The sequence below is a fragment of the Tissierella carlieri genome, from assembly GCF_018917285.1.
Lineage (GTDB): Bacteria > Bacillota > Clostridia > Tissierellales > Tissierellaceae > Tissierella > Tissierella carlieri.
This window is the reverse complement of record NZ_JAHLOH010000056.1, coordinates 198,237-221,607: the sequence shown is the minus strand read 5'-3', so window position 1 is coordinate 221,607 and position 23,371 is coordinate 198,237. Positions and strand designations below refer to the sequence as shown.

The following is a 23,371-nucleotide window of genomic DNA, read 5'->3' as shown; positions in this document are numbered from 1 at the left end:
AAGTAGCGAAATGAACTTTTTAGTTGGTTGAATATTGATAAATTGCAGGATAGAATATAGTCATAAGATAAGGAGGGATTATCTATGACTATATATTTTAAAGAAAATCTGATGGAAATAAGAAAGAGAAAAAACATTACTCAAGAAAAACTAGGGGAATTATGTGGTGTTTCAAGGCAGGCAGTTACAAAGTGGGAGAGTGGTGAGAGCTTGCCGGATCTGTATAAATTAGATGAGATAAGTGATGTATTAGGTGTAAAAATACAAGATCTAATTTATAAAAAAGCCAATTATCAGGAGGAAGGAGACGAACTTAAAAGCGATATAAAAAACATTTACAAACTTATAAAAGAAGTAAATGAAGGCAAAACATCAAGTTGTTTATTTGAAGAATATCTTCAATTAAGGGAAATTGATGTTCATGAACAAGGGCAGAGATTGCTTTTAGATGGGATAAAAGCAGTGGAAATGATTGAAACAGATAAGGCCTATGAACTATTTGAAAAAGCTCTTGTAAGAGGAGTTACAAGCGCGGGTATTGAATTATTAAAGCTTTTTGCGGACTGGTATGAATGTGAGGATATGCCAGAAGAAAAAATTGAGTTAGAAGTATTTATAGGTAGATTAATACAAGAATATGGTAAGATATTAGTTGAGGAAAATAAACGGAAATATGGTGTTACAGGTTCTGATTATATATTATAAAATTATTGATTTGAGCAAAACAATATAAAATATAAATAAAAATTTGTAAATGAGGTGGGAAATCTAATGATAGAATCTGCATTTGAAGAATTTTTATCTAAAGAAATAACTATAACAAGCAAAGATAAGGCAGTAAGATCTAGAATGAGTAAAGCTAGAGCTGTAGAAAAAATGCTTGGTGAGAATTTGGACTCAGTAGTAAATAATGACGAAAAAATGTATAATGCACTTTTGCTAATTAATACTAACATGAATAACAAAAGTGGTAACTATTCTAATGCTTTGAGGAAGTATTATCTTTTTAAGAATGGAAAGGAATTTCCAAGGCTATCAAGTTATGAAAATAGTCTGAGTAGGTAGTTTAATATATGAGTATAGACTATAGAGCAATCTCTTGTGTAGATTATATTATACAAGGGATTGCTTATTTTATTAGAGAATTTAAGGAGGAAACGGAGGATTAAACAGTGTATATGTATCCAGATAATCTAAAAGCCAAGGCAACTCTATGGCTATGGGAACTAAGAGACATTGGCATCATTGGAATCGGTCTTCTTATTTCTGTATTTGCACTATCACAGCTGGGGTTTATGGCCCCAATTGTAATAACAGCAGTATATGCTTTCTTAACTATAAAATTTGAAGACACAAGTATATTGAATTTTATTCGATATGCCTGTGCCTTTTTTCTTATAAAGCAGCAAATCTATGAATGGAGGTTATGAAATTGAGAAGAAAACAGAAACAAAAAGAAAGACAAAAGCAGTCTACTAAAGAACTTATTGGGATTGATGAAATTACAGATTATAGCCTTAAAACTCCATATGGAGAGTTAGTATATTTTATAATTCATCCAACCAATATCTCAGTATTATCGGATGAAAGTGTAAGTGCTAGAATATATGCACTTATGACTGTATTGAAAGGAATAGCTGAAATAGAGATGTTATGTCTTAATTCAAAGGAAAACTTTGATGATAATAAGCAATATTTGAAAAAAAGAATCGAGATGGAGCAAAATCCTATTATAAGAAAACTGTTACAGCAGGATAGTACTAACCTTGATAGAATGCAGGTACAGATGGCAACTGCCCGTGAGTTTTTAATTATTTTAAGGCTTAAAGATGAAAAGGAATCAAATGTTTTTCCCTATCTTGCAAGAATAGAAAAGAGTTTGAAAGATCAAGGCTTTGCAGCTAGAAGAGCAGATAATGCTGATATTAAGAGACTCCTTGGAGTATATTATGAGCAGAATATAACAACAGAGAAATATGAAGATTATGATGGGGAGAGATGGATTGTGCTTGGAGAGTGATAATACCAAGAAAGTTTTTTAAAAAATTAGGTATATAAGAGAGAAAATATTTAATGTGCGAAACAGAAATGATTGAAAATTTTAGTTTGATATTTTACCTAAATGAAAGTAATAAGGGAATTCTGTAAAGAGGTATCAGCCTAAGCACCATAAAGTGATGCTTAGGCCTATTTATTTCTAGCGATGTAAATATTTCTCTGCAAATGGATCATTATCATCGTGAATGAAATCTTCGCTTTGAAGTTCCATATCAAGAGCCTGAATTTCCGACAAGGACATTTTCTCTATCTGCTTAGAGGTATGCCATTTTGGAGGTTGGGATATAAACTTTTCCTTTCGTTGCTGGAGCCAGATATTCATATAATGTTCTTCTTCATACTGATCAATACGCATACTATTGAGTTGCAAGTTGGGTAGACCAGCATTCCCGTAGGCATCTTGTATAAAGAAATGATTTATTACAGGCATAATTGCAGTATCTAGAGCACGTAGAAATTCAATCTTTCGTTCAAATGGAAAATACTCATATTGCATTAATGAAATATCATAGAGCATTAGTACATTTTTAAGAAAATCATTAATCTGATATTTATCTTTTTCTTTCATAAAATAAGGGTAATTATTTATTCTCAGTGAGGATAATGCAATATTTCTTATAACATCATTTTTTATTGAACATATGGAAAGATATATTTCACCAGAAAGAAATGCTGGGTATATATCAAGCTCTTTTGCAATACTGTTTAGCAGTTCTCTACTCATTTCCCCAGCATTTAAAGCCCTGCGGATGGTTCTTTCAGTGTTTATAATTTTGTCATTACTTCCAAGTTTTCGGATACTACTCTTTTTTTCCTTTAAAGTTTGCATAAAGAATTTTTTATCAATGGGCACATAATTTGGAGCCATTAGATTCACCTCTTTCTAAAGTGCGGTCAAATTTATAAAATTGTCAACTTTTCGCGGTCATCATATTCTAATATAATGATATTAGAGATTCAAAGTAATTGCAAGAGAAAGAAAAAAAAAGAAAAGGAGACAAGATATGAAGAAAATGATACTAAAAACAGATGAAATAATGAAAGCAGGAGATGAAGTTTTCTCTGGTGGCATGAAGAACATAGTACAAAGCAATATTACAAAAGATAATGTGGTGGTGATTGCTTTGATAGTCACGATTGGTACAGCGTTCGTTGTTCATGATTTGATCACAAATGGATATGGAGCAGATATAGAAATAGAAAATAAGAAAGTGGCAGTTTCTTTTCAGCCAAGAGCTTTTTATTCACAGACTGTTTAAAGTTGTGTATGAAACATTCATCTCGTTAGGAAGTGTGCAAGGGCGAAATGATTTATGATGAGATAATAATTGTAATCTTGTTTTGAGTTAAGAAAAATATTATATAACGCACATTAATTATATCTTGATGAAGCCTTGCGCTAATATGTGGGGCTTTTTTAATGCGGAAAAGAAAGAGAGGTAAGAAGATAGTATGGTAAAAAAGAAATCGCCAATCATAGAAAATGAAAAAATCAAAACCTTTATAGACATGATAGCACCGTCCATCATCAAATTTAACACAGACCATTTTATCTGTGGCAATACCTACAGATGTGTATGGGCACTTAGAGAATATCCAACAAGTACTAGTGAACAAGCAATTCTTCGTCATCTTGGAGAAAAAGATGGAGTAACTCTTAGAATCTATACAAGACAGGTAACTCCAAATGAGGAGAAGAAAATCATTCATAATGCAGCTAATAAAAATAGGATGAATACTGCAAATACAAATGATTTACAGCAGACGGTAACAGCAGAGAGTAACCTTCAAGATGTTGTAACCCTTGTATCAGAAATGCATAGAAATAGAGAACCGCTCCTTCACTGTGCAGTATATATTGAACTTATTGCAAGTGATTATGATAGTTTAAAACTGCTACAGACAGATGTGCTTACTGAGCTAGTAAGAAGTAAATTAAATGTAGATAGGCTTATGCTCAGGCAACAGCAAGGTTTTTTATGTGTTGGTCCAACGGGCAGGAATATATTTGGAAGCCAATTTGAAAGGGTACTTCCTGCATCTTCCGTTGCCAATCTTTATCCCTTTAACTATTCAGGAAAGACCGATAGCAATGGATTTTATTTAGGCAGGGATAAATTTGGCTCAAATATTATTGTGGATTTTGACAAACGAGATGATGATAAAACTAATCCTTGTATTCTAATCCTTGGAAATTCAGGACAAGGGAAAAGTTATTTATTAAAGCTAATATTATGCAATATCTTAGAATCAGGAAAGAATGTCATATGTCTTGATCCAGAGCATGAGTATGTAGAACTAGCAGAAAATATAGGTGGGTGCTTTGTGGATTTAATGAGTGGAGAGTATATGATAAATCCATTAGAACCAAAGACTTGGGATGAAGGAGGAAGTCCACAGGATAAAGATGCTCCTATAGCATTTAGACAAGCCACCAAACTAAGCCAGCATATAAGCTTTTTAAAGGATTTCTTTCGATGCTATAAAGATTTTGATGATAGGCATATAGATGTAATAGAAATTATGCTTGGCAAACTTTATAAGAAATGGAACATCAGTGACAGTACCAATTTCAGTCAATTAGAATCATTTGATTATCCTATTTTATCAGATTTATATACCTTGATAGAGGAAGAATACAAGGGATATGACAAGGGAAACTATCAACTTTATACAGAGGAATTATTACAGGAAATTCTACTTGGACTTCACTCTATGTGCCAAGGAGCGGAAAGCAAATTTTTCAATGGACACACCAATATAACTTCAAATAGATTTATTGTGTTTGGTGTAAAGGGGTTATTACAAGCCAGCAAAAATGTAAAGAATGCATTATTATTTAATGTATTATCCTTTATGTCAGATAAACTACTTACAGAAGGAAATACTGCAGCAGGGATTGATGAGCTATATTTGTTCCTTACCAATCTTACTGCAATAGAATATATACGTAATTTTATGAAGCGAGTGCGAAAGAAAGAATCAGCGGTAATACTTAGCAGTCAAAACCTTGAGGACTTCAATATTGAAGGGATTAGGGAGCTGACAAAGCCGCTGTTTTCTATCCCAGCACATGCTTTTTTATTTAATGCAGGAAACATTGATAAGCATTTCTATATGGATACTCTACAACTTGAAGAGTCAGAATATAACCTGATTAAATTTCCTCAAAGAGGGGTCTGTCTATATAAATGCGGCAATGAAAGATATAACTTGGCTGTCCATGCTCCAGCATATAAAGAAAAATTATTTGGAAAGGCAGGCGGCAGATAATGATTATTGAAAAAGATAAGTGGTTAAAAAGGCAGGAGAAAATTGAATCTTATAGAAAAGGAAAGCAAGGCATTATGGATGATTTGAGGGTGTGTATAAGCTACACTCCAGATAGAGATAATGACTTGCTTTGTTTTATGGAGCAATATCTAAAGGCAGAAAAGAAGAATCGACCAAGATTATTGGATCAGATAAAGTGCTGTATCAATGGTGAAGAATATAAAAATCCATTTCTTGCATATAACCAATATGGTGAAGGACATATTGATGAGTTCAACAGTATTCTTAATGAATATATTGACCAACTAAAGCTCTCTGATGGAGATTTCACGCAAGTATCTAGAATTATTGAAGGCACTGTATTAAAGATAAATGAACTCCATGATCTATGTCATGGTCAGCTGATAGATGCTTGGAGGAATGAAAGACTGACAGAATATATTATAACTGTTTCTAAATATACAGGATTTCAAAATGCTAAGGACATCATCGAAGGGAAGAAACAATGGTAAGGTGGTGGATATGTGGATTTAAGAGAGCAGAAGATTGGAATTGAAGTTGAAATGACAGGCATAACAAGGAGGAGAGCTGCTGAAGTAATTGCTGAATATCTTGGCTCTACTGCTAATCATGAAGGAGGGGGTTATGGCACTTATAGTGTAATAGATAATGAGAATAGGAAGTGGAAACTTGTAAGTGATGGCAGTATTAAGTGTCAGAAAAAGGTGGGAAATAGAAAGCAATTAGCTGACAGAGAATATAGTGTGGAGCTTGTCAGTCCCATCTGCAGGTATGAAGATATAGAAAAGGTGCAGGAGATGATACGAAAGCTAAGAGAGGCTGGAGCCTTCAGTAATAAGTCCTGTGGAATCCATATTCATATCAATGCGGCACCATTTGAAGCTTATCAGCTTAGAAATCTTGTGAATATTGTAGCAGCAAAAGAAGATATGATATATAAAGCATTAAAGGTAGATTCAGAGAGGGAGAACCGATATTGCAAAAAAATTGATAAGGATTTCTTGGAAAAGCTGAATAAGCAGAAACCAAAAACAATAAGTGGAATTCAAAGCCTTTGGTACAAGGGAAGGGATGGAAGCCATCAGCATTACCATGACAGCAGGTATAGGTGTTTGAATCTACATTCAGTTTTCCAAAAAGGAACAATAGAGTTTCGAGCCTTTAATGGGTCTTTACATGCTGGAAAATTAAAGGCATATATACAGTTTTGTATGGCAATAACAGCCCAAGCTCACAATCAGAGATCTGCAAGCCCAATAAAAACCGTATCTGAAAATGAGAAATATACATTCCGTGTATGGCTTCTTCGTTTAGGGATGATAGGAGATGAATTCAAGACAGCAAGAAAGCATCTCTTAGATAATTTAGAAGGAAATATTGCTTGGAAATCACCAGAGCAGGCAGAGGCACAAAAAGAAAGGCTAAGAAAAAAGAGAGAGGAAGAACTTTTAGTAGAGGAAGAAACTATGGAAACTGAAAATAATAATATGGAAATAACTGAGCAGGAGGAAGATGAATCTCCTGCTTTTACTATGTCTATGAATCAGTAGGAGGTCAAGATGGAAGAAAGAAAGATAGATAAAGACTCAACCCATAAACTATATATTGCCTATGGAAGCAACCTAAATTTAAGTCAGATGAAACACCGATGTCCTACTGCAAGAGTCATTGGAACATCGGAGCTGAAAGATTATGAGCTTGTATTCCGTGGGTCAAGACATAATGCAGTGGTAACTGTAGAACCATGTAAAGGAAGTACAGTACCAGTTTTACTATGGAGTATCAAGCCTGATGATGAGAAAGCACTTGACAGATATGAAGGATATCCAAGTTTTTATGATAAGGTTGGAGTTGAAATCACTATAGGTGATCACAAAACTATAGCAATGATTTATATAATGACAGCAGGGCATAGGCTGGGGAATCCTTCAGAAAATTATCTGAAAACCATAGAGGAAGGTTATATTGATGCAGAATTTGATACAAATATTCTTCACAATGCAGTAGAGAAAAACCTGAATAGGCTAGAAGAGTTTAAAGAGATAGATGAATACGAACCTAAGCAAGGAGACGTATTTGGAATGAAATGGTGGTGATAAAAAGATGGCAGATCCAGCTTCAATGGGAGTTATTGCAAAGGCGGCGATATCGGCTTTGTCAGATGAAAGACTGAGAAAAGGAATAGGATGGACTATTGCAGCAATCCTGTCTCCTTTTATATTAATCATTGTTATCCTATGCGGGTTACTTTCAGGAACAGCAAGTCATAACAATAATGCCTTATACTTATCTTTTAATGAATCCATTATATCAGGGAATATTCCTGAAGAATACAAGGGACATATAGAAGATATGCGTAGGAGCTTTTTAATACTTGATGGGAAGATGGAGGGGGTAAACAGCCAAATAGAAGATGTAGATAGTCTAGACTCAATCAGAGTTAAGGCTATTTTTTATTCTCTGTATTTCGGCGAAAATCATCCATCTAGGGTGAATCAAGGAAAGTATATTGATTGCTTTGTTATCTATGAGGACCGAACAAGAACCTTAACTGATTCAGAGGGTAATGAGTATGAAGAAATTTATATGACGGCTATCCCCATAACAAATCTATCAGAAATATATAGGAATATAGAATCGGAGATGGGGAAGATAGTGACCTATGAAGATATGGCAAATGCCAATGAAATCTATTATAGGATAAAATATGGAACTCCTGCACCAAGTGAAGGCGATAGTTTTGCTGAATGGGAGGACTGGATACAAAGCCTTACTCCAGAAGAACTGGAGAATTTATATAATGATTTGCCAGAAGGAGAAAAAGGTTCTGAAATAGTGAGACTTGCCATGTCAAGACTTGGAGATCCTTATTCACAAGAAAGAAGGGGACAAGGAAGATACACTGACTGCAGTTATTTGACCATGTGGAGCTATCGTAAGATTGGAATCATCATACCGGGAACTGCAGCTGAGCAGGCGAGATTTTGTGTAAATAATAATCTTACTATTTCAAAAAATGATTTAGTACCTGGAGATTTAGTATTTTGGAGTCATCAGCCAAATGGGAGATTTATGAATATTACTCATGTGGGAGTCTATGCAGGAGGTGGTAAGGTTATCGATGCTTCTTATTCAAAGGGCAAGGTAGTATATCGAAATTTATTTGATTCAAATAAACAGGTGCTGTATGGGAGACCACATATTCTGAAATAAAAGGAGGATTTTATGCTAATTACAAAGGCAATATTACAAAGAAAAATATCTGAATTTAATACACAAAATTGTGTAATTGAAGGTATTGAATTAATGAGCGGAGATGAGTTTGAAGAATTTAGTAACAATTTATTAGAAGATAGGGACTTCATTATAGAAAGAAAAGAAGAAATGTATAGAGACTCTATGGGACAGATCCATGGATTATTGGCACTTGATAGGGAAGGTGGGGATGGGATTCTAATTGATAGTCAAGGACACGATTATCCAAGGTATACCTCATTTATGCCAAATATAAAGCCATATATTGAAGAGCAAATTTCAATAGTAGCAGGACAAATAATAAAGGAAGCTGCAGAAAACTCATCCAATGGAAGCTGGGCTATTTACTTTGATGAAATAGAAGAAAACCATGGGTTAATAGTAAAAGAAAATAACGGAATCGGCACAATGCTCTTAGATATACTTCACAGAAGAGAAGAAATTGCAGAGATTGAAATTGAAGATGAATGCTTTGATATTACCCTATATCTTGATTACTGTATTAATTTAGATGAAGAAAAGCAAGAGCAAAATATGAAAATGTAGGAGGATGATATAATGGATAATATAGAAAAGACAATTCGTATTTTAAAAATTGAACCGCAGAAATTACCTTATGAAAAGGAAATAAATAATGATTTAGAAGGTATCCAAGGAGAAGTTGAAGGATTATTTGAATGCATATATCTAGATGATAATTGCATATTAGTGTGTAATGAAGAAGGAAAATTAAATGGGATGGAATTAAATCGAAGGATTGGTAATGACATTATTGCTGGTCCTTTTTTTATTGCAGGAGATAGTTGTGATGGAGAATTTATCTCCCTCACTGAGGAACAAGTAGAACAATATACAAATGAATTTAGTAAGATTCAAGAGTTTACTGGTGAAGAACCTGAGGCACAGCCGAGGATGGAATTTATAAGCTTTGATTTTTAAAGGAGAGAAATAGATCATGGAAAAAGTAACACTGCAAGTGACTTTTCCAAAAGAAAAGTTAGATGCCTTAAGATTTTACATGAATGAAAAGCAGTTGACTGTTGAAGAGGAACTACAAAAGCATATTAAAAACACCTATGACAAATATGTTCCATCTGCCACCAGAAGGTACTTAGACAGAAATGATAGTAGTGATGAAATGGAAAGAGAAATAGTATCTGGCGCAAATGAAAACACATCAGAAACTGCCTCTAGAAATACAACAACTAGAGGAAGAAGAAGGGCTGGGAGAAGTCAAAGTACTGGGGAACAAGAAACCGCTGAAACAATAAATGAAGCAGAAATTGAAGAGACATCAGACCAAACTGAGGAACAAAATCAAGGGATGACAATGAGTATGTAATAGGTTTTAAATGAATTCTAAGGAATATAGAAGGAGGGAAAGTTTAGATGAAAAAGGATGTCATTAGGATTAGTGTTGATGCTGAAAAGCTGAGAGCTGTCAAAAGATATATGGAGAAAAAGGAAGTGGACTTAGAAGGTGAATTAGCAGATCAGCTGCAAAAATTATATGAAAAGCATGTACCTATTAATGTAAGGGAATATATCGATGAAAAACAAGAAGAGGAAATTAAGGCTAAAAGACCTAAAAAATCAGCCAAAGCTAAGGAAGTAGATGATAGTAGCTCTATTATGCAAGAATAAGACAATTTTTGAAGGCGTATTTGCCCCTGTGTGCCATTATAAAGAGGGTAGTGGCATAGTTATACCTAATCTATAGCTAATCGAGTTTTGGGGCAAATGTGCCGACTAACCATGGGAGAGAAGAAATAGGTAAATAACTTGATTTTCAGCTATATAATATCACAATAACTAGGGCGAACTCCCCAATTGATTTTGGTGCAGGATAAAGGAAGGTGGTCAAAAGATTCCACCTTCCAGTCACATCCCCCGGCAGTGCCGTGGGTTGAAGGAATTAAGCTGGGTGGTCGGAAATAAGGTTTTGTGCTATCATAGGTGGTCGTAAATAATAGAAAGCCAATAAAATGGGGATTTATAGATGTCACCTAGAGGTGGTCAAGACAAAATATTAGATATTGAGGTGAAATAAAATTGGCAGAAATAAAGAGTACAGTAAAGAAACGGACAGCAGTATGGCTATATCCTGAAACAATAGAAAAGATGGATAGCTTACTGGAAAAGGATAATTGTAAAAGTCGCAGTGAATTTATAGACAAGGCTTTAAACTTTTATATGGGATATTTAGTTAGCAAAGATACTACAGGATATCTATCTAAAATACTAATCTCAGCAATACAGGGAATACTTAAGGAAACAGAAAATAGGAATGCTAATAATTTATTTCGTCTATCCGTAGAAATGAGTATGATGATGAATATACTCGCAGCTGGATTAGAAATTAGTGAGGAAGAACTTCGTAGTCTTAGGGGAAGATGTGTTCAGCAGGTAAGAAAGACAAGAGGCAAGATATCTATGGAAGAGGCGATAAAGTTTCAGCAGGGAGTTGGAGAGTGATAATTTATGCCAAGACTTATTTTAAAGTGTCCTTATCTAAAAGGTGGGAGTGATAAAATATCGGCTCATCTTGGAAACTTAGTAAATTATATTGCAACTCGTGATGGAGTAGAAAAAGTTAATATAGAAAATAGAAATCTTTCTTCTACAACAAAACAGGAGGAATTAATATTACAACTGGTTAAAGAATTTCCAAATACAAAAAAATTATTTGAATATGAGGATTATATTAAAAATCCAACAATAGAAAATGCCTCTGAATTTATTTCCATAGCAATAGAAGAAAATTTCGATAAGATTGGAAAACGGAAAAACTATGTAGATTATATAGCTAATAGACCAAGAGTAGAAAAGATCGGAAAGCATGGTTTATTTACTGGTAGGGATGATAACCTAGTCCTTAGTAGGATTGCAGATGAAGTTGCAAATCATGAGGGAGATGTTTGGACTCCAATTATTTCTTTAAGGCGAGAGGATGCTGCAAGGCTTGGTTTTGACAATGCAGAAAGCTGGCACAACATGCTTTCTTACTATGCCATAGATATTGCTGAATCTTTAAAGATAAAGCCTGAGAACTTTCAGTGGTATGCAGCCTTTCATAATCAGGGCCATCATCCCCATATTCACATGATTTGTTATTCAACAGATCCCAAGGAAGGATATCTAACTAAAAAAGGCATAGAGAAAATGAAATCAGGATTTGTAAAAAATATCTTTGGTCAAGAGCTAAAAAAAATCTAGATAGAACAAAGTAAAAGAAGAGATGAATTAAAAGAAGAATCAAGAGAAGTCTTATTAAATTTAATAGCTGAAATTAAAAATAACACTATCCAAAATAGTAAGGTAGAGGAATTGTTTATAGGGTTTGCAGAAAGATTGAAATTCAGCAAAGGAAAGAAACAGTATGGATATTTACAACCAAAGCTTAAGGCTATGGTAGATGAGATTGTAGATGAACTAGCCAAGGATGAAAGGATAAGCAAGGCATATGGCCTATGGTATGAAATGCGTAATGAAGTACTTAATAGCTACATGGATAATCTGCCAGAGTCTTTGCCATTATCAAAGCAAAAAGAATTTAAATCAATTAAAAATATGATTATTAAAGAGGCGGATAATTATAACAAGGTCATCTTTTCCTTTGAGGAAATAACCAATAATGATATTGATGGTAAAGAAATAGATAAAGAAATAGATAATAGAGCTGAAGAAAATACAGAGTTTATTGAGGTAGAAGGTAGCAACTTAGATTTAACTAATGAAATAGAAGTTAGTGAGGATATAGCTGAAGATGTTTATGTGAAGTGGAGTGATGATTATAAAAGGGCTTGCAAATTCTTATATGGTATAGATGATATAGTACAAGATTTTGAGGATGCCCTTTATTTATTTCAATCTGAAGCTGAAAAAGGAAATGCCCTTGCCATGTTTAATATGGGAAGAATCTTTGCAGATGGTCTTGGTGTAGAAATTGATATGGAAGAATCATATGCATGGTATGAAAAAGCTCTTAATGCCTTTCATAAAGTAGAAGATAAAAAGTCTTGGAAATATACAGAGTACCGTATAGGTAAAATTTACTCACAAGGCCTTGGAACAGAAGTAGATTATGAAAGAGCAGCATACTGGCTTACCTTATCAGCAGAGGAAGGATATAAGTTTGCAGAGTATTCCCTGGGTGGTCTTTATTATAGAGACCAAGGAGTTGAGCAGAGCTATGAAACAGCCTTTGACTTATATTTAAGGTCTGCAATGCAGGGGTTTCCATATGCTGATTTTGAAGTTGCAAAGATGTATCGAGATGGGATTGGAACTGATATAAATGAGGAAGAAGCAAATAAATATTTCTCATCTGCCTTTATAGGCTTTAAAAAACTAGAAAAGAAAAGTCATGATGATAAAATTCAATATAGACTTGGTTGGATGCTTCAGAATGGAATCGGTACTGAAAAAGATATAGGGGAAGCAAAACGGTATTATGAAAAGTCAGCAAAGCTTGGAAATACATTTGCCTGTTATTCTCTTGCAAAATTAATTCTTGCAGAAGAAGATCCAACAAGGGAAGAAATAAATAAAGCAATTGAATATTTAAGAGAAGCATCAGAAGGGGGCAATCAATTTGCACAATACGCTCTTGGTAAGGTTTATCTTAACGGTAATTTTATTGAGAAGGATATTTATAAGGCAGTAGAATTATTTAAACTATCAGTAGAGGAAAGAAATGAGTATGCAGCATATCAGCTTGGTAAGCTATATCTTAAGGGAGAAGACATAACAAAAGATATTTCATCAGCGATAAAATGGCTTCATTTATCTTCAGAAAAAGGAAATCAATATGGACAGTATTTACTCGGAAAAATATATTTAATGGGTGAAGGTGTGCCAAGAAATAAGGAAGAGGCAATAAAATGGTTTACATTGTCTGCTGTACAAGGAAATGAATATGCTCAGTTTTTTCTAGATAATATGGATAAGTTTTATAACCAATCAGTTTCTTTAATAGTATCAAAGATGTTTCATCATATGAGTAAGACATTTGAAGATAATGTTCCATTAAAGTCATCTGGAGTTGGAGTTAAGATTGATAGCAAGCTATTAAGAAAGCTAAGAGAAAAGAAGATGGCACAGGGACATAAGAAAGATGACCATGAACAGCAGAATATTGAATTATAAAATCCTAAATTTCATAAATTTGTAGTTTAAAAATCTGATAAGCTACTATTACAATGGCTAATAACAACATAAAGAAGGGTTACCCCCTTCTTTTTATAAATTAATTTATTACTCATTATATATTTCGCTATTTTTGTTGAGTCTTATATTTCTACATTATTTTGAAAAATATCAATGATGGGGTATGAGCCTTATTATGAAATATTAGATATAAAAAGTTTACCATTGATGGAATTTAAACTTTCCGTCAGTGAGATATGACCGTTGAACTATCTGCATAGCGGCAATATTTTGATGGTTTGTAGCATTAGCCATATGATTAATTTCATTATGCATAATGTAATACATCTTATCAAAACCACTTGAAAAAAGAGAGTGTTCTATTACAGTTAGCTCGGAGATAATCAATGCATGAATGTCATCTATATTGCTTCGGGTTTTATAAGTAAGCCTGTGATTCCCATCTATTACTAATAAATTATATTGATTACTTAGAAAGGGTATAGCAATTATTGGTTCTTTAGCATTTGCATATGCATCAACATTTGTATCAATAGGATTCCATTGTATTGTCCCATCTTTTCTTATAAATTCGCTAAGTGGGATATGTTGTGCCTCTGATTTCTCATTAGCAATAAGTGCATTTGCGATAGATGCTCTAAAATGAAGAAGAATTTCAGTATTTGCATGATGCATTGGGATTTGAAATATTTCTGGTTCAGATTGTAAACGTAATTTCAATTCAAAAATTGATTTTTCAGTGCTCAACTGGTTTGTAAGTGCAGCATCATGGTACTCTAATACTTCTCTCCACCGTTTTAAGTAGTGGGTTTGGACATACGCATCGTTTAAAATTCTGTTAGAATTAATTCTATTGAATAAATCTGTATAATTAATAGAATAGTGTTTATATTTAACAAAATCAAATGGCATTATTTCGACATCCTTTCATTCAAGTTAGTATCATTGTACTATTAATCGGATTGTGATGCAATCTATATATGACTTGGTCACAAAAGATGTGTTTGGGTTTAGTAATTCAAGATAAATTTAATAAAGAAAAACAGAATATTATTTATAAGATAGAGACCAGTAAGGAGGAATTTATGTCTACTTATATTCATTTTACAGAAGAACAAAAGCAACAGGCAAATGAAATTGATCTTGTAAATTTTCTTGAAGCACATGGAGAAAAACTACTTAAATCAGGAAGGGAAAAAAGACTAGACAGTGATCGCAGCATAACTATCAGGGGAAATAGATGGTATGATCATAGTAATGGAGAAGGTGGTTTAGCAATTGATTTTATTCAATATTTTTACCAAATGAGTTTCCCAGATGCAGTTACATTCTTACTAGGAGATGGTTATGGGGAAACACATAAAAGAGCAGAAGAGAATAAAAAAGAAGATAAAAAACCTTTCGCTTTGCCAAATAAAAATATTAATATGCGTAGAGTCTTTGCTTATTTAATTAAACAAAGATGTATTGATAGGGATATAATTAGTTTTTTTGCAAAGGAAAAATTAATATATGAAAGCTGTGAATTATCAAAGGATAAAACAAAGGAATATCATAATGCAGTATTTGTTGGTTTCGATGAAAATAAAGTTCCAAGACATGGGCATAAGCAAGGATTATATAATATCGGTAAACCTTTTAAGGGAAATATTGATAGCAGTGATCCATGCTATAGCTTTAACTATATTGGAAAGAGTAATAGGCTTTATGTATTTGAGGCACCTATTGACATGTTATCCTTTATTACAATATATCAGAAAGATTGGCAGTCCCATAGTTATATATCATTATGTGGATTATCAGAACAGGCAATGCTAAAGATACTTGAGGTAAATCCTCATATTGATCATGTAGTACTATGTTTAGATCATGACAAGGCAGGTATTGAAGCAAGCGAAAAGTTCTACGATATATTGACCTATAAAAAAATCAAATGTGGTAAGCTTATGCCTGAGTACAAAGACTGGAACGAAGATCTTAAAGCAAGGCTTAATCTTCCTGCAATACCAGCAGAGGAACATCCACATTATCCTCTACGAGATAAAATTTGTTTAGAGATTTATAATCTAACATCTGAATTAAAAGGGAAAGATGATTCATTAGAAAAATTAAATAAATTATTCCAAAAAACTAAAACAAGTAATATGGAGCAGATAGTTGAAACATTAAAACAACTATCTGCTTTTTCTTTGCTTTTAGCTGAGAAGGAATATAAGCAACTAGGAACTAGCCAAGATATAGCTCTAGTTAAGAATAGATTTTACCATGGATTTAAAGCATATGAGAATCGCAGTAGTCTCAATAATCGGCTAGATATGATTGGACAGGAAATGTTAAAAATGAATAGATATGAGGAAATCATTTCTAAAGATGAAAAATTAAATATTGCAAAAGCTTATGAATCAATTGCCCAGCATAGTTTAAAGGCAATTATTTTGATTGAACTACAAGAACAAAATCAGGAACAAAGACAAAATCAAAAACAAATCAAGGAGATGATTATGTAGTTGAAGGAAAGATCAATTTTATAATGTGATTTTAAAGTGCAGAAGATGAAAGGGGGTTGATTTATGGACTCACAAGTATATTGGCTTATAGGAATGGCAGCCTTGATGTTTATGGTAATAGGTGGTATCTCGCTACTCTCACATTATTATACCTTAAATGGAATCAAGTCGAAAACAGTTGGTGATGGTCAGCATGGTACAGCTAGATTTGCTACTAAGAATGAAATTCTAAAAACCTATAAGCATGTGTCATTTAATGTTTCAGATTGGAGGCAAGGAAAAAAATTACCTACGGAGCAAGGGATCATAGTTGGGTGTAAGGGAGTTAAAAATAATGTAACAGCACTGGTAGACACTGCAGATGTTCATTGTCTTATGATCGGTGCAGCAGGTGTAGGAAAAACTGCATTTTTTCTTTATCCTAATTTGGAATATGCCTGTGCAACTGGCATGAGTTTTATAACTACGGATACAAAAGGAGATCTTGCCAGAAACTATGGAAGGATTGCTAAAGAGTGTTATGGATATAATATTGCAGTTATAGATTTAAGAAATCCTACACGAAGTGATGGTAATAATTTATTGCATTTAGTTAATAAGTATATGGATAGATATAGGGAAGATCACAATAATATTTCTGCTAAGGCAAAGGCTGAAAAATATGCAAAGATTATTTCAAAGACTATTATAAATTCCACAGGTGATAGTTCTGCCTATGGACAAAATGCTTTCTTTTATGATGCAGCTGAAGGACTCTTAACTGCTGTTATTTTGCTTATAGCAGAGTATCTTCCCCCTACAAAAGAAGATGGTGAATTAGTTGATACTAGGCATATCATCAGTGTATTCAAAATGGTGCAGGATTTAATGGAACCAAGTAAAGTTAAAGGAAAGAGTCAATTTCAGTTACTAATGGATAAACTTCCTCCAGAGCATAAGGCAAGATGGTTTGCAGGTGCAGCTTTAAACTCAGCTGAACAAGCAATGGCGTCGGTTCTATCTACAGTACTATCAAGACTTAATGCTTTTTTAGATACAGAGATGGAGCAGATTTTATGTTTTGATACAGCAATTGATGCGGAAACTTTCTGTAATAAAAAATCTGCTATATTTTTAATACTTCCAGAGGAAGACAATACGAAGTATTTTATGGTAAGTTTATTTTTACAACAATTCTACCGTGAAATGTTAACAGTAGCTGATGAAAATGGAGGCAAGCTTCCAAATCGAGTAATGATTTATGCAGATGAAATAGGGACAATTCCAAAGATAGAATCCTTTGAAATGATGCTTAGTGCAGGTCGTTCCAGAAAAATATCATTGGTTCCTATTATTCAATCCTTTGCACAGCTTGATAAAAACTATGGAAAGGAGGGTAGCGAGATTATAACTGATAACTGTCAAGTAACTATCTTTGGAGGATTTGCACCGAATTCTGAAACAGCTCAAGTTCTATCTAAAGCACTTGGAAGTAGGACTGTTATGAGTGGAAGTATCAGCAGAGGTAAAAATGATCCTTCACAGAGTCTGCAGATGATGGAGCGTCCACTATTAACAGCAGATGAGTTAAAGTCTTTACCAAAGGGAAACTTTATTATTATGAAAACAGGAGTGCATCCAATGAGGACTGTACTCCGTTTGTTTTTAGATTGGGGTATTACATTTGGTAAACTATATATTATGGAGGAAAAATCATATCGAAGGGTTTTCTATGCAGACAAGGAAACCTTAGAAGAAAATATAGAGAATCAAGAGTTTGAGGATAATATTGAAGAAATAGAATCAGGAGATGAAAAAAATAAAAGTGGTGTAATGTCACATAATCCATCATCAAAAATAGATTCAGTTAATAAAAAAAGAAGGCCGACATTAAGAACGTAGGAGGGATAAGATTTGAGTTATTTTGGAACAATTTATTCCTACTCTGGTGATGAACTTCCAACTCGTGCAAAAACAGTATACATGTACCTTAAAGATAGAAGTGATGCAAAGGGTGAATGCTGGCCAGCCATAAATACCATTGCAAGGGAAACCTCTATGTCAAGGAGTACAGTAAAGAGAGGTATAGCGGATCTTATACGGTGTGGTCTACTTACTAAAGAACCACGGTATAGGGAAAATGGAAGCAACTCATCCAATAGATATTTTTTGAAATAATGAAACATAATAAAAAAGATAAGCTACCCACCAAGGGAGTAGTTTATCTTTTTTATGGACTAAGGTGGGGTTCATGGTGAACCTACAAGAAGGACTCACTTTAAGAATATATTTAACATCAGAAAAAGAACATTATAAACAGTCTAGTCTATCATATAAAAAATCTATGAGTTTCTATCATAAGAAATAATATAAGAGGATTTAATGATCTATTTCTTAATAAAAATCTTAGTTCATGACATTAAAATATATAGTTCATGACAAATCATGGCATAGAAATATAAAATTATTATAATAAACACAAGGTTAAGGGGATTATTTAATAGATATTTATAAGTTATAAATATCGGTTATTATTTGTCAAATCAAATAAGTAGGCTTTACTATTACCATGAATTGATATATAGTGAAAATTTCAAAAAAAGGACAAGAGTCAGCTGATTTTAGAATTTGAAGAATATATAATTGAATATAAAAAGATAAGAAAATAAATAATTTAATTTTTGGACATGCCTTAATTCTTCATTACAATTGAATCTTTATCTTCTTATGTATAAGAGTTATTAATATTTTCAGCATTATCGATGCTAAAAAGCATAAGCAATTTAAAATTATGTCAGTAGTTTCAAATAAGGAAGGTAAGTTGTATGGAAAAGATGTATATATATAGTATTGGTTTATTGATTATTGTTTTTTCAGAAGTAAATCTAAATAAAAAAAGGGAGGTGTTGAGAAATGAGATAAGTTAAAGTTTTATCCGTATTATTAGCTATAATGATTGTACTTCCAAACAGCTAAAGCATGCAAATTTTGAAGATGAGGATTAGCTAAAATAGAATATGCTTTAATGGCAAAGAATGTTCCTAAAAAAAGTGAAGCCAATTATTATATCTGATGCATCTTTATTTTAATGTGCATTGATAGTTATACTCTTTTTCATACAAAGTGTTTTCTTGTGATATTGACGAATGTGAAATACTAAAAAATTTGACTGAGATTAGAGATTTAAGTCAGCTAAAACAAATAGTATCTGTAAAAGAAATTAGACTAAAGAAAATAGAACAATATATAAAAGTGAAAAATTAAAAAAAGGAGTGGTATTATGTTTAAAATCAAAAAAGTATTGCCAGTTTTTTTAGCAATTCTAATGTTAATCCCAAGTGTTAATGTATTAGCACAAGAACATAACATGACTGAAAAAGATTTAAAACTAGAAGAATTAATATCATCAATAGACATTGACAGAGAATTAGATAATGCAATTAATGGAGTTATCGATAATGAAGTTCCTAAAGAAATAATAGATCAAATAAAAATCGAAGGAGACTTTATTTCTGAAGAATCTTTAATAGGAAGTTTTTCTACATTACCTTCAGAAACGCCAGAAATAGAAACAGGTTATACAGTAAAAAAACTTGGAGAAATTGATGGTGAATCGGTATATTCAATGACAGCATATGCTAGACCTAAAGAAATAGAAGATAAAGCAACAAAACTTGGAGTTACTGCACTTGTTGGATTAGTTTGGATAGATAATTTCGGAATGGACAATGAACTGGAAAGTGTATTCTACGGATGGAAACCAACTGGTGATTCAGAAGTATCAAATAGAGAACTTAGAATTTATGTTGATAACACAAATAGAGACGGTATACGTTATCCAAGAAGTAATGACTTTACTCATTTTAGTTATTATAGAAAAGGATTTAGATTTAGTGCAACTACAACTGCAGATGTTACTGATGGTAGAAATAAAGGATCTATAACTGTTCTTGCGGAAACAAAATTATGGAATTAAATTTAAAGTATAATTATTAGAAGAGGTGAATTTTATTAAAATTAAAGATAAATTAAAAGTATTTATCTCAATATTATCATTTTTTATAATTGGAGTTATAATACTTTTAATAATTGCTAATTTAATAAATCTATATGAATATTTTAATATTTTTATAGTATATTTTTTTAAAATAATCCTAAGTATTTTAATAGCATTTATTATATTTAATTTAAAATATAATAGAGAACCGAAGAAACAAAATTATAAAAACTATAAAAAAGATTTAATATTAAAAATTATATCCACTATCTTTCTATCATTGGTATTTATATATCATTCCATAAATCCAATAAGGTTATACCCATTAATGGATTATAAGGAGTTTTATCTCAATTACACATTTGTAATAAGAGGCTCATTTACTTTATTATTTATTCTTTCAATGATTACAACATATTTGATACTTGAATATAGATACATGAAAAAGACGATTAATTAATCGTCTTTTTTCTTTTTACTAACTTCTTTTAGTACATAATTTTTTACTCCAATTGTTTTATATAAATAAGGCTAAGGTGAAAGAGGATATAGAAATCCCAATCCTCAAATATACATTATTTTTATATTATAACTATGGTTTTACATTAAAAGAAATAGCGCTGTTAGAGGGATATTCCATTCGTGCTGTCAAGTATAGTATTGATAATGCAAAAAAGAAATTAGGAGAAAGAATAAAAAATTTATAAAAACTGACTTCAAAAATAGGGTTTAAGTGTGGAAATAGGTGAAGGGATATTATTTTTCTCTTCCCTGTTTTTATTTTATAGATTGTACTTTGAAAAATTAATATCCGATTACATAAATATATTAGCTGATAAGCCAAAAATGGATAAGCGACAATGGAAGATGCGTCAAGACCACCTGTATACGCAGATATGATTTCTGCTAATATAAAAGTCGGCCTTCTAAGGTGCAGAGCGGTACCCATCTGATCCATAAAACAATCCATGGTAGATTGCTTGCCATAACCCAATCAGCCTATAATGATACTTCTGCCTAGCCATAGATATCCCAATGGGGCAGCCAGCGGAGATCCCGGTGGAGGTGAAATTTCTATGATGCAATATAACCAGTTGCAGTTTATGTAATCGCCCTATAAGTCTTGTTTGTAAGTCTTTGTGTGTTGGGGATAGTAGTGTCTAGGTACAGTAAGATTATCTGTAGTGAATATGGAAGTACATTCCAAAGACGAAAGGTATGGGAAAAATGGAGGTAATTTATTTAATAGATATTTTTTGGAAAAATAATGAAACATAATAAAGAAGATAAGCTACCCACCAAGGGAGTAGTTTGTCTTTTTTATGGACCGAGGTGGAGTTCATGTTGAACCTACAAGAAGGACTCACTTTAAGAATATATTTAACATCAGAAAAAGAACATTATAAACAGTCTAGTCTATCATATAAAAAATCTATGAGTTTCCATCATAAGAAATAATATAAGAGGATTTAATGATCTATTTCTTAACAAAAATCTTAGTTCATGACATTAAAATATATAGTTCATGACAAATTATGGCATAGAAATATTAAATTGTTATAATAAAGGTAAACAATTATTTAACAAAGAAAGGGGGGCTAGCTTTGAGAAACTTAAGGAGTTTGGGGTTAAAATTCGGTATGACATTGGCGAGCTTAGCTTTAATGGTAACATCATTAAATGTTAATACAACCTGTATGCTTATTGCTCACCAACCTAAATTACCAGAAGGAGCTAAGAAGCTTCGTAAGTTCTAATGCATATATTAGACAAACTTAAATAGTTATCAGATGACTGAGCTATTTAAGAAATGAATAGTTTCTTCCAATGTATTTAAAATTAAAAAAATGAAAGGTGGGAGATTTCATGAAATTAACTAAAAAGAGAATGGGATTACTTGCATTAGCTTTTATGATGTTTATTTCCACAATAATCCCAAATACTGCTTTTGCATCTGGTCAAACATCAAATTTGAGTATTATTGACTCAATTAGAGAAGAGTATGGAGATAATGTTGCTGACTCAGTTTTAAAATATGTATCTTACGATGAAATCTTGAAATTCCAAGAAATATATGATTCTAGGGATTCAATTTCAACATATGGTATAAGTGAATCTATTGGGAATATATTAGATGAACTTGATACATTAACAGATACTGAACTATTTTTAATTGGTATGTACCCTGGACAAGCTCTTACTGTTAGATCATGTGCAAAAGAAGCTGACGAATATACAAACGACTATTACCCAAGATGGAGAGATGGCGATGAAGGAAATGCTTATCGACATGCAATGTGGAATGCTATTATGACAAGAAACTTTGCGAGTGCAAGTAAGGCAAAAATGTGGGCTGATGCGCATGAGGACTTTACAGATGCGGAATTAAGAGCTGCGGGTTCATGGAATGGCTTTACAGCTTTTGAACATACTGAAATGGATTTGCATAACAACGCAAAAGGAAGAGAATGTGCCAGATGGTATGAGTTTTGGGTATCAACAGATACTTTAAGTGATAAAGTCATGGAAAAGATTGATAACAGAGAAATGATGATACTTGTAAGATGAAGAAACAGCTTAAAATTATTTTATCCATATTATTATGCTTAATAGTACTATTAAGCATAATAATATCATTTCATTATATCAATAATAAAAATAATGAAAATTGGGAGAATGATAGAAATCAATTAGAAGCTATATTCATCTCCTATGGTTATGATGTTACTATAAAAAATTTTCCTAAATCAAGGAGTGAAGATTTACCGTCTGCTGATGATATATATGTTGCAAATTTATCAGATAGTGATGAAATTTTTTTGTTACACTATAAAACATCAAAAAAAGCAAAATCTAAGATAAATGATATAGATGATTCTAACCATAGTATATTGATCCAAAACAGTATTGTTGTATACCGCGGAAACGATGAAGTCATTAAATCTATAATTGATAACTTTCCAAAATTATATAAAAATAGATCATTAGACATCTAGAACAATTGAATAGGTTATATGTTAGCATGTATAGTTATAAATGACTTAAATTACTATTGGTTCATTACAAATTATAAGATAATATTAAACTGTTTAATAAGAGTAAACAGATAATT

25 protein-coding genes and 1 pseudogene are annotated in these 23,371 nt (G+C 32.4%); 24 read left to right on the top strand and 2 right to left on the bottom strand.

The window, feature by feature from the left end; all coding sequences use genetic code 11:
• Positions 1-84: 84 nt before the first annotated feature.
• From KQI38_RS21340 to KQI38_RS21325, 4 genes are all read left to right on the top strand, one after another.
• Positions 85-705: a helix-turn-helix transcriptional regulator gene (locus KQI38_RS21340; RefSeq protein WP_216563071.1), complete on the top strand. Its 621-nt coding sequence runs from the start codon at positions 85-87 to the stop codon at positions 703-705.
• Positions 706-771: 66 nt separating this feature from the next.
• Positions 772-1,065, top strand: a complete 294-nt coding sequence (locus tag KQI38_RS21335) for a hypothetical protein (protein ID WP_216563070.1) — start codon at positions 772-774, stop codon at positions 1,063-1,065.
• Between the two features lie 107 nt (positions 1,066-1,172).
• Positions 1,173-1,430: a hypothetical protein gene (locus KQI38_RS21330; RefSeq protein ID WP_216563069.1), complete on the top strand. Its 258-nt coding sequence runs from the start codon at positions 1,173-1,175 to the stop codon at positions 1,428-1,430.
• 2 nt (positions 1,431-1,432) lie between these two features.
• On the top strand, positions 1,433-2,020 hold the full coding sequence (locus KQI38_RS21325) for a hypothetical protein (protein ID WP_216563068.1): 588 nt from the start codon (positions 1,433-1,435) through the stop codon (positions 2,018-2,020).
• A 177-nt stretch (positions 2,021-2,197) separates the two neighbouring features.
• On the opposite strand, the gene KQI38_RS21320 is transcribed toward KQI38_RS21325, so the two are convergent.
• A complete protein-coding gene (locus tag KQI38_RS21320) occupies positions 2,198-2,926 on the bottom strand; it encodes a hypothetical protein (protein ID WP_216563067.1) in 729 nt (242 codons plus the stop codon).
• 136 nt (positions 2,927-3,062) lie between these two features.
• Here KQI38_RS21320 and KQI38_RS21315 point away from each other — a divergent pair, with 136 nt between their 5' ends.
• The 13 genes and pseudogenes from KQI38_RS21315 to KQI38_RS21255 all read left to right on the top strand — a co-directional run bounded on the left by KQI38_RS21315 (position 3,063) and on the right by KQI38_RS21255 (position 13,755).
• Positions 3,063-3,317, top strand: coding sequence for a hypothetical protein (locus KQI38_RS21315; protein WP_216563066.1), 255 nt, complete (start codon positions 3,063-3,065; stop codon positions 3,315-3,317).
• A 193-nt stretch (positions 3,318-3,510) separates the two neighbouring features.
• Positions 3,511-5,331 (top strand): VirB4 family type IV secretion system protein, encoded by a 1,821-nt coding sequence (locus tag KQI38_RS21310; RefSeq protein ID WP_216563065.1) that lies wholly within the window; start codon positions 3,511-3,513, stop codon positions 5,329-5,331.
• Positions 5,331-5,843 (top strand): hypothetical protein, encoded by a 513-nt coding sequence (locus KQI38_RS21305; RefSeq protein WP_216563064.1) that lies wholly within the window; start codon positions 5,331-5,333, stop codon positions 5,841-5,843. The genes KQI38_RS21310 and KQI38_RS21305 overlap by 1 nt, the downstream gene beginning before the upstream one ends.
• Before the next feature lie 12 nt (positions 5,844-5,855).
• Positions 5,856-6,902, top strand: coding sequence for an amidoligase family protein (locus KQI38_RS21300; RefSeq protein WP_338114499.1), 1,047 nt, complete (start codon positions 5,856-5,858; stop codon positions 6,900-6,902).
• Between the two features lie 9 nt (positions 6,903-6,911).
• The gene (locus tag KQI38_RS21295; protein WP_216563063.1) at positions 6,912-7,448 is read left to right on the top strand and encodes a gamma-glutamylcyclotransferase family protein; all 537 of its coding nucleotides are present in this window, start codon (positions 6,912-6,914) and stop codon (positions 7,446-7,448) included.
• 7 nt (positions 7,449-7,455) lie between these two features.
• Positions 7,456-8,565, top strand: a complete 1,110-nt coding sequence (locus KQI38_RS21290) for a C40 family peptidase (protein WP_216563062.1) — start codon at positions 7,456-7,458, stop codon at positions 8,563-8,565.
• 12 nt (positions 8,566-8,577) lie between these two features.
• Positions 8,578-9,153, top strand: coding sequence for a DUF6329 domain-containing protein (locus KQI38_RS21285; RefSeq protein ID WP_216563061.1), 576 nt, complete (start codon positions 8,578-8,580; stop codon positions 9,151-9,153).
• A gap of 12 nt (positions 9,154-9,165) precedes the next feature.
• Complete coding sequence (locus KQI38_RS21280) at positions 9,166-9,546, top strand: DUF3846 domain-containing protein (protein ID WP_216563060.1); 381 nt, start codon at positions 9,166-9,168, stop codon at positions 9,544-9,546.
• A 16-nt stretch (positions 9,547-9,562) separates the two neighbouring features.
• Positions 9,563-9,949 (top strand): DUF6103 family protein, encoded by a 387-nt coding sequence (locus KQI38_RS21275; protein ID WP_216563059.1) that lies wholly within the window; start codon positions 9,563-9,565, stop codon positions 9,947-9,949.
• A 47-nt stretch (positions 9,950-9,996) separates the two neighbouring features.
• Complete coding sequence (locus KQI38_RS21270; RefSeq protein WP_216563058.1) at positions 9,997-10,251, top strand: DUF6103 family protein; 255 nt, start codon at positions 9,997-9,999, stop codon at positions 10,249-10,251.
• 408 nt (positions 10,252-10,659) lie between these two features.
• A complete protein-coding gene (locus tag KQI38_RS21265) occupies positions 10,660-11,082 on the top strand; it encodes a hypothetical protein (RefSeq protein WP_216563057.1) in 423 nt (140 codons plus the stop codon).
• A gap of 6 nt (positions 11,083-11,088) precedes the next feature.
• A pseudogene (mobP3, locus tag KQI38_RS22915) lies at positions 11,089-12,249 on the top strand (MobP3 family relaxase); the annotation flags it as partial.
• A gap of 258 nt (positions 12,250-12,507) precedes the next feature.
• Positions 12,508-13,755, top strand: a complete 1,248-nt coding sequence (locus KQI38_RS21255) for a tetratricopeptide repeat protein (protein ID WP_276515621.1) — start codon at positions 12,508-12,510, stop codon at positions 13,753-13,755.
• A 219-nt stretch (positions 13,756-13,974) separates the two neighbouring features.
• Here the strand turns inward: KQI38_RS21255 and KQI38_RS21250 are convergent, their stop codons facing one another.
• Positions 13,975-14,523, bottom strand: coding sequence for a hypothetical protein (locus tag KQI38_RS21250; protein ID WP_216563054.1), 549 nt, complete (start codon positions 14,521-14,523; stop codon positions 13,975-13,977).
• A 338-nt stretch (positions 14,524-14,861) separates the two neighbouring features.
• On the opposite strand from KQI38_RS21250, the gene KQI38_RS21245 reads away from it, so the two are divergent.
• The 7 genes from KQI38_RS21245 (at position 14,862) to KQI38_RS21215 (ending at position 23,255) form a co-directional block, all read left to right on the top strand.
• Positions 14,862-16,283 carry a DUF3991 and toprim domain-containing protein gene (locus tag KQI38_RS21245; protein WP_216563053.1) on the top strand — a complete coding sequence of 474 codons (1,422 nt, stop codon included), beginning with the start codon at positions 14,862-14,864 and terminating at the stop codon, positions 16,281-16,283.
• A gap of 63 nt (positions 16,284-16,346) precedes the next feature.
• Complete coding sequence (locus tag KQI38_RS21240; RefSeq protein ID WP_216563052.1) at positions 16,347-18,164, top strand: VirD4-like conjugal transfer protein, CD1115 family; 1,818 nt, start codon at positions 16,347-16,349, stop codon at positions 18,162-18,164.
• Between the two features lie 12 nt (positions 18,165-18,176).
• Positions 18,177-18,440: a helix-turn-helix domain-containing protein gene (locus tag KQI38_RS21235; protein WP_216563051.1), complete on the top strand. Its 264-nt coding sequence runs from the start codon at positions 18,177-18,179 to the stop codon at positions 18,438-18,440.
• Positions 18,441-19,542: 1,102 nt separating this feature from the next.
• Positions 19,543-20,238: a hypothetical protein gene (locus tag KQI38_RS21230; RefSeq protein WP_154442670.1), complete on the top strand. Its 696-nt coding sequence runs from the start codon at positions 19,543-19,545 to the stop codon at positions 20,236-20,238.
• 1,625 nt (positions 20,239-21,863) lie between these two features.
• Positions 21,864-22,016 (top strand): cyclic lactone autoinducer peptide, encoded by a 153-nt coding sequence (locus tag KQI38_RS21225; RefSeq protein ID WP_216563050.1) that lies wholly within the window; start codon positions 21,864-21,866, stop codon positions 22,014-22,016.
• Positions 22,017-22,146: 130 nt separating this feature from the next.
• Positions 22,147-22,827 (top strand): DUF6973 domain-containing protein, encoded by a 681-nt coding sequence (locus tag KQI38_RS21220; protein WP_216563049.1) that lies wholly within the window; start codon positions 22,147-22,149, stop codon positions 22,825-22,827.
• Positions 22,824-23,255 carry a hypothetical protein gene (locus tag KQI38_RS21215; RefSeq protein ID WP_216563048.1) on the top strand — a complete coding sequence of 144 codons (432 nt, stop codon included), beginning with the start codon at positions 22,824-22,826 and terminating at the stop codon, positions 23,253-23,255. The genes KQI38_RS21220 and KQI38_RS21215 overlap by 4 nt, the downstream gene beginning before the upstream one ends.
• Positions 23,256-23,371: the final 116 nt, after the last annotated feature.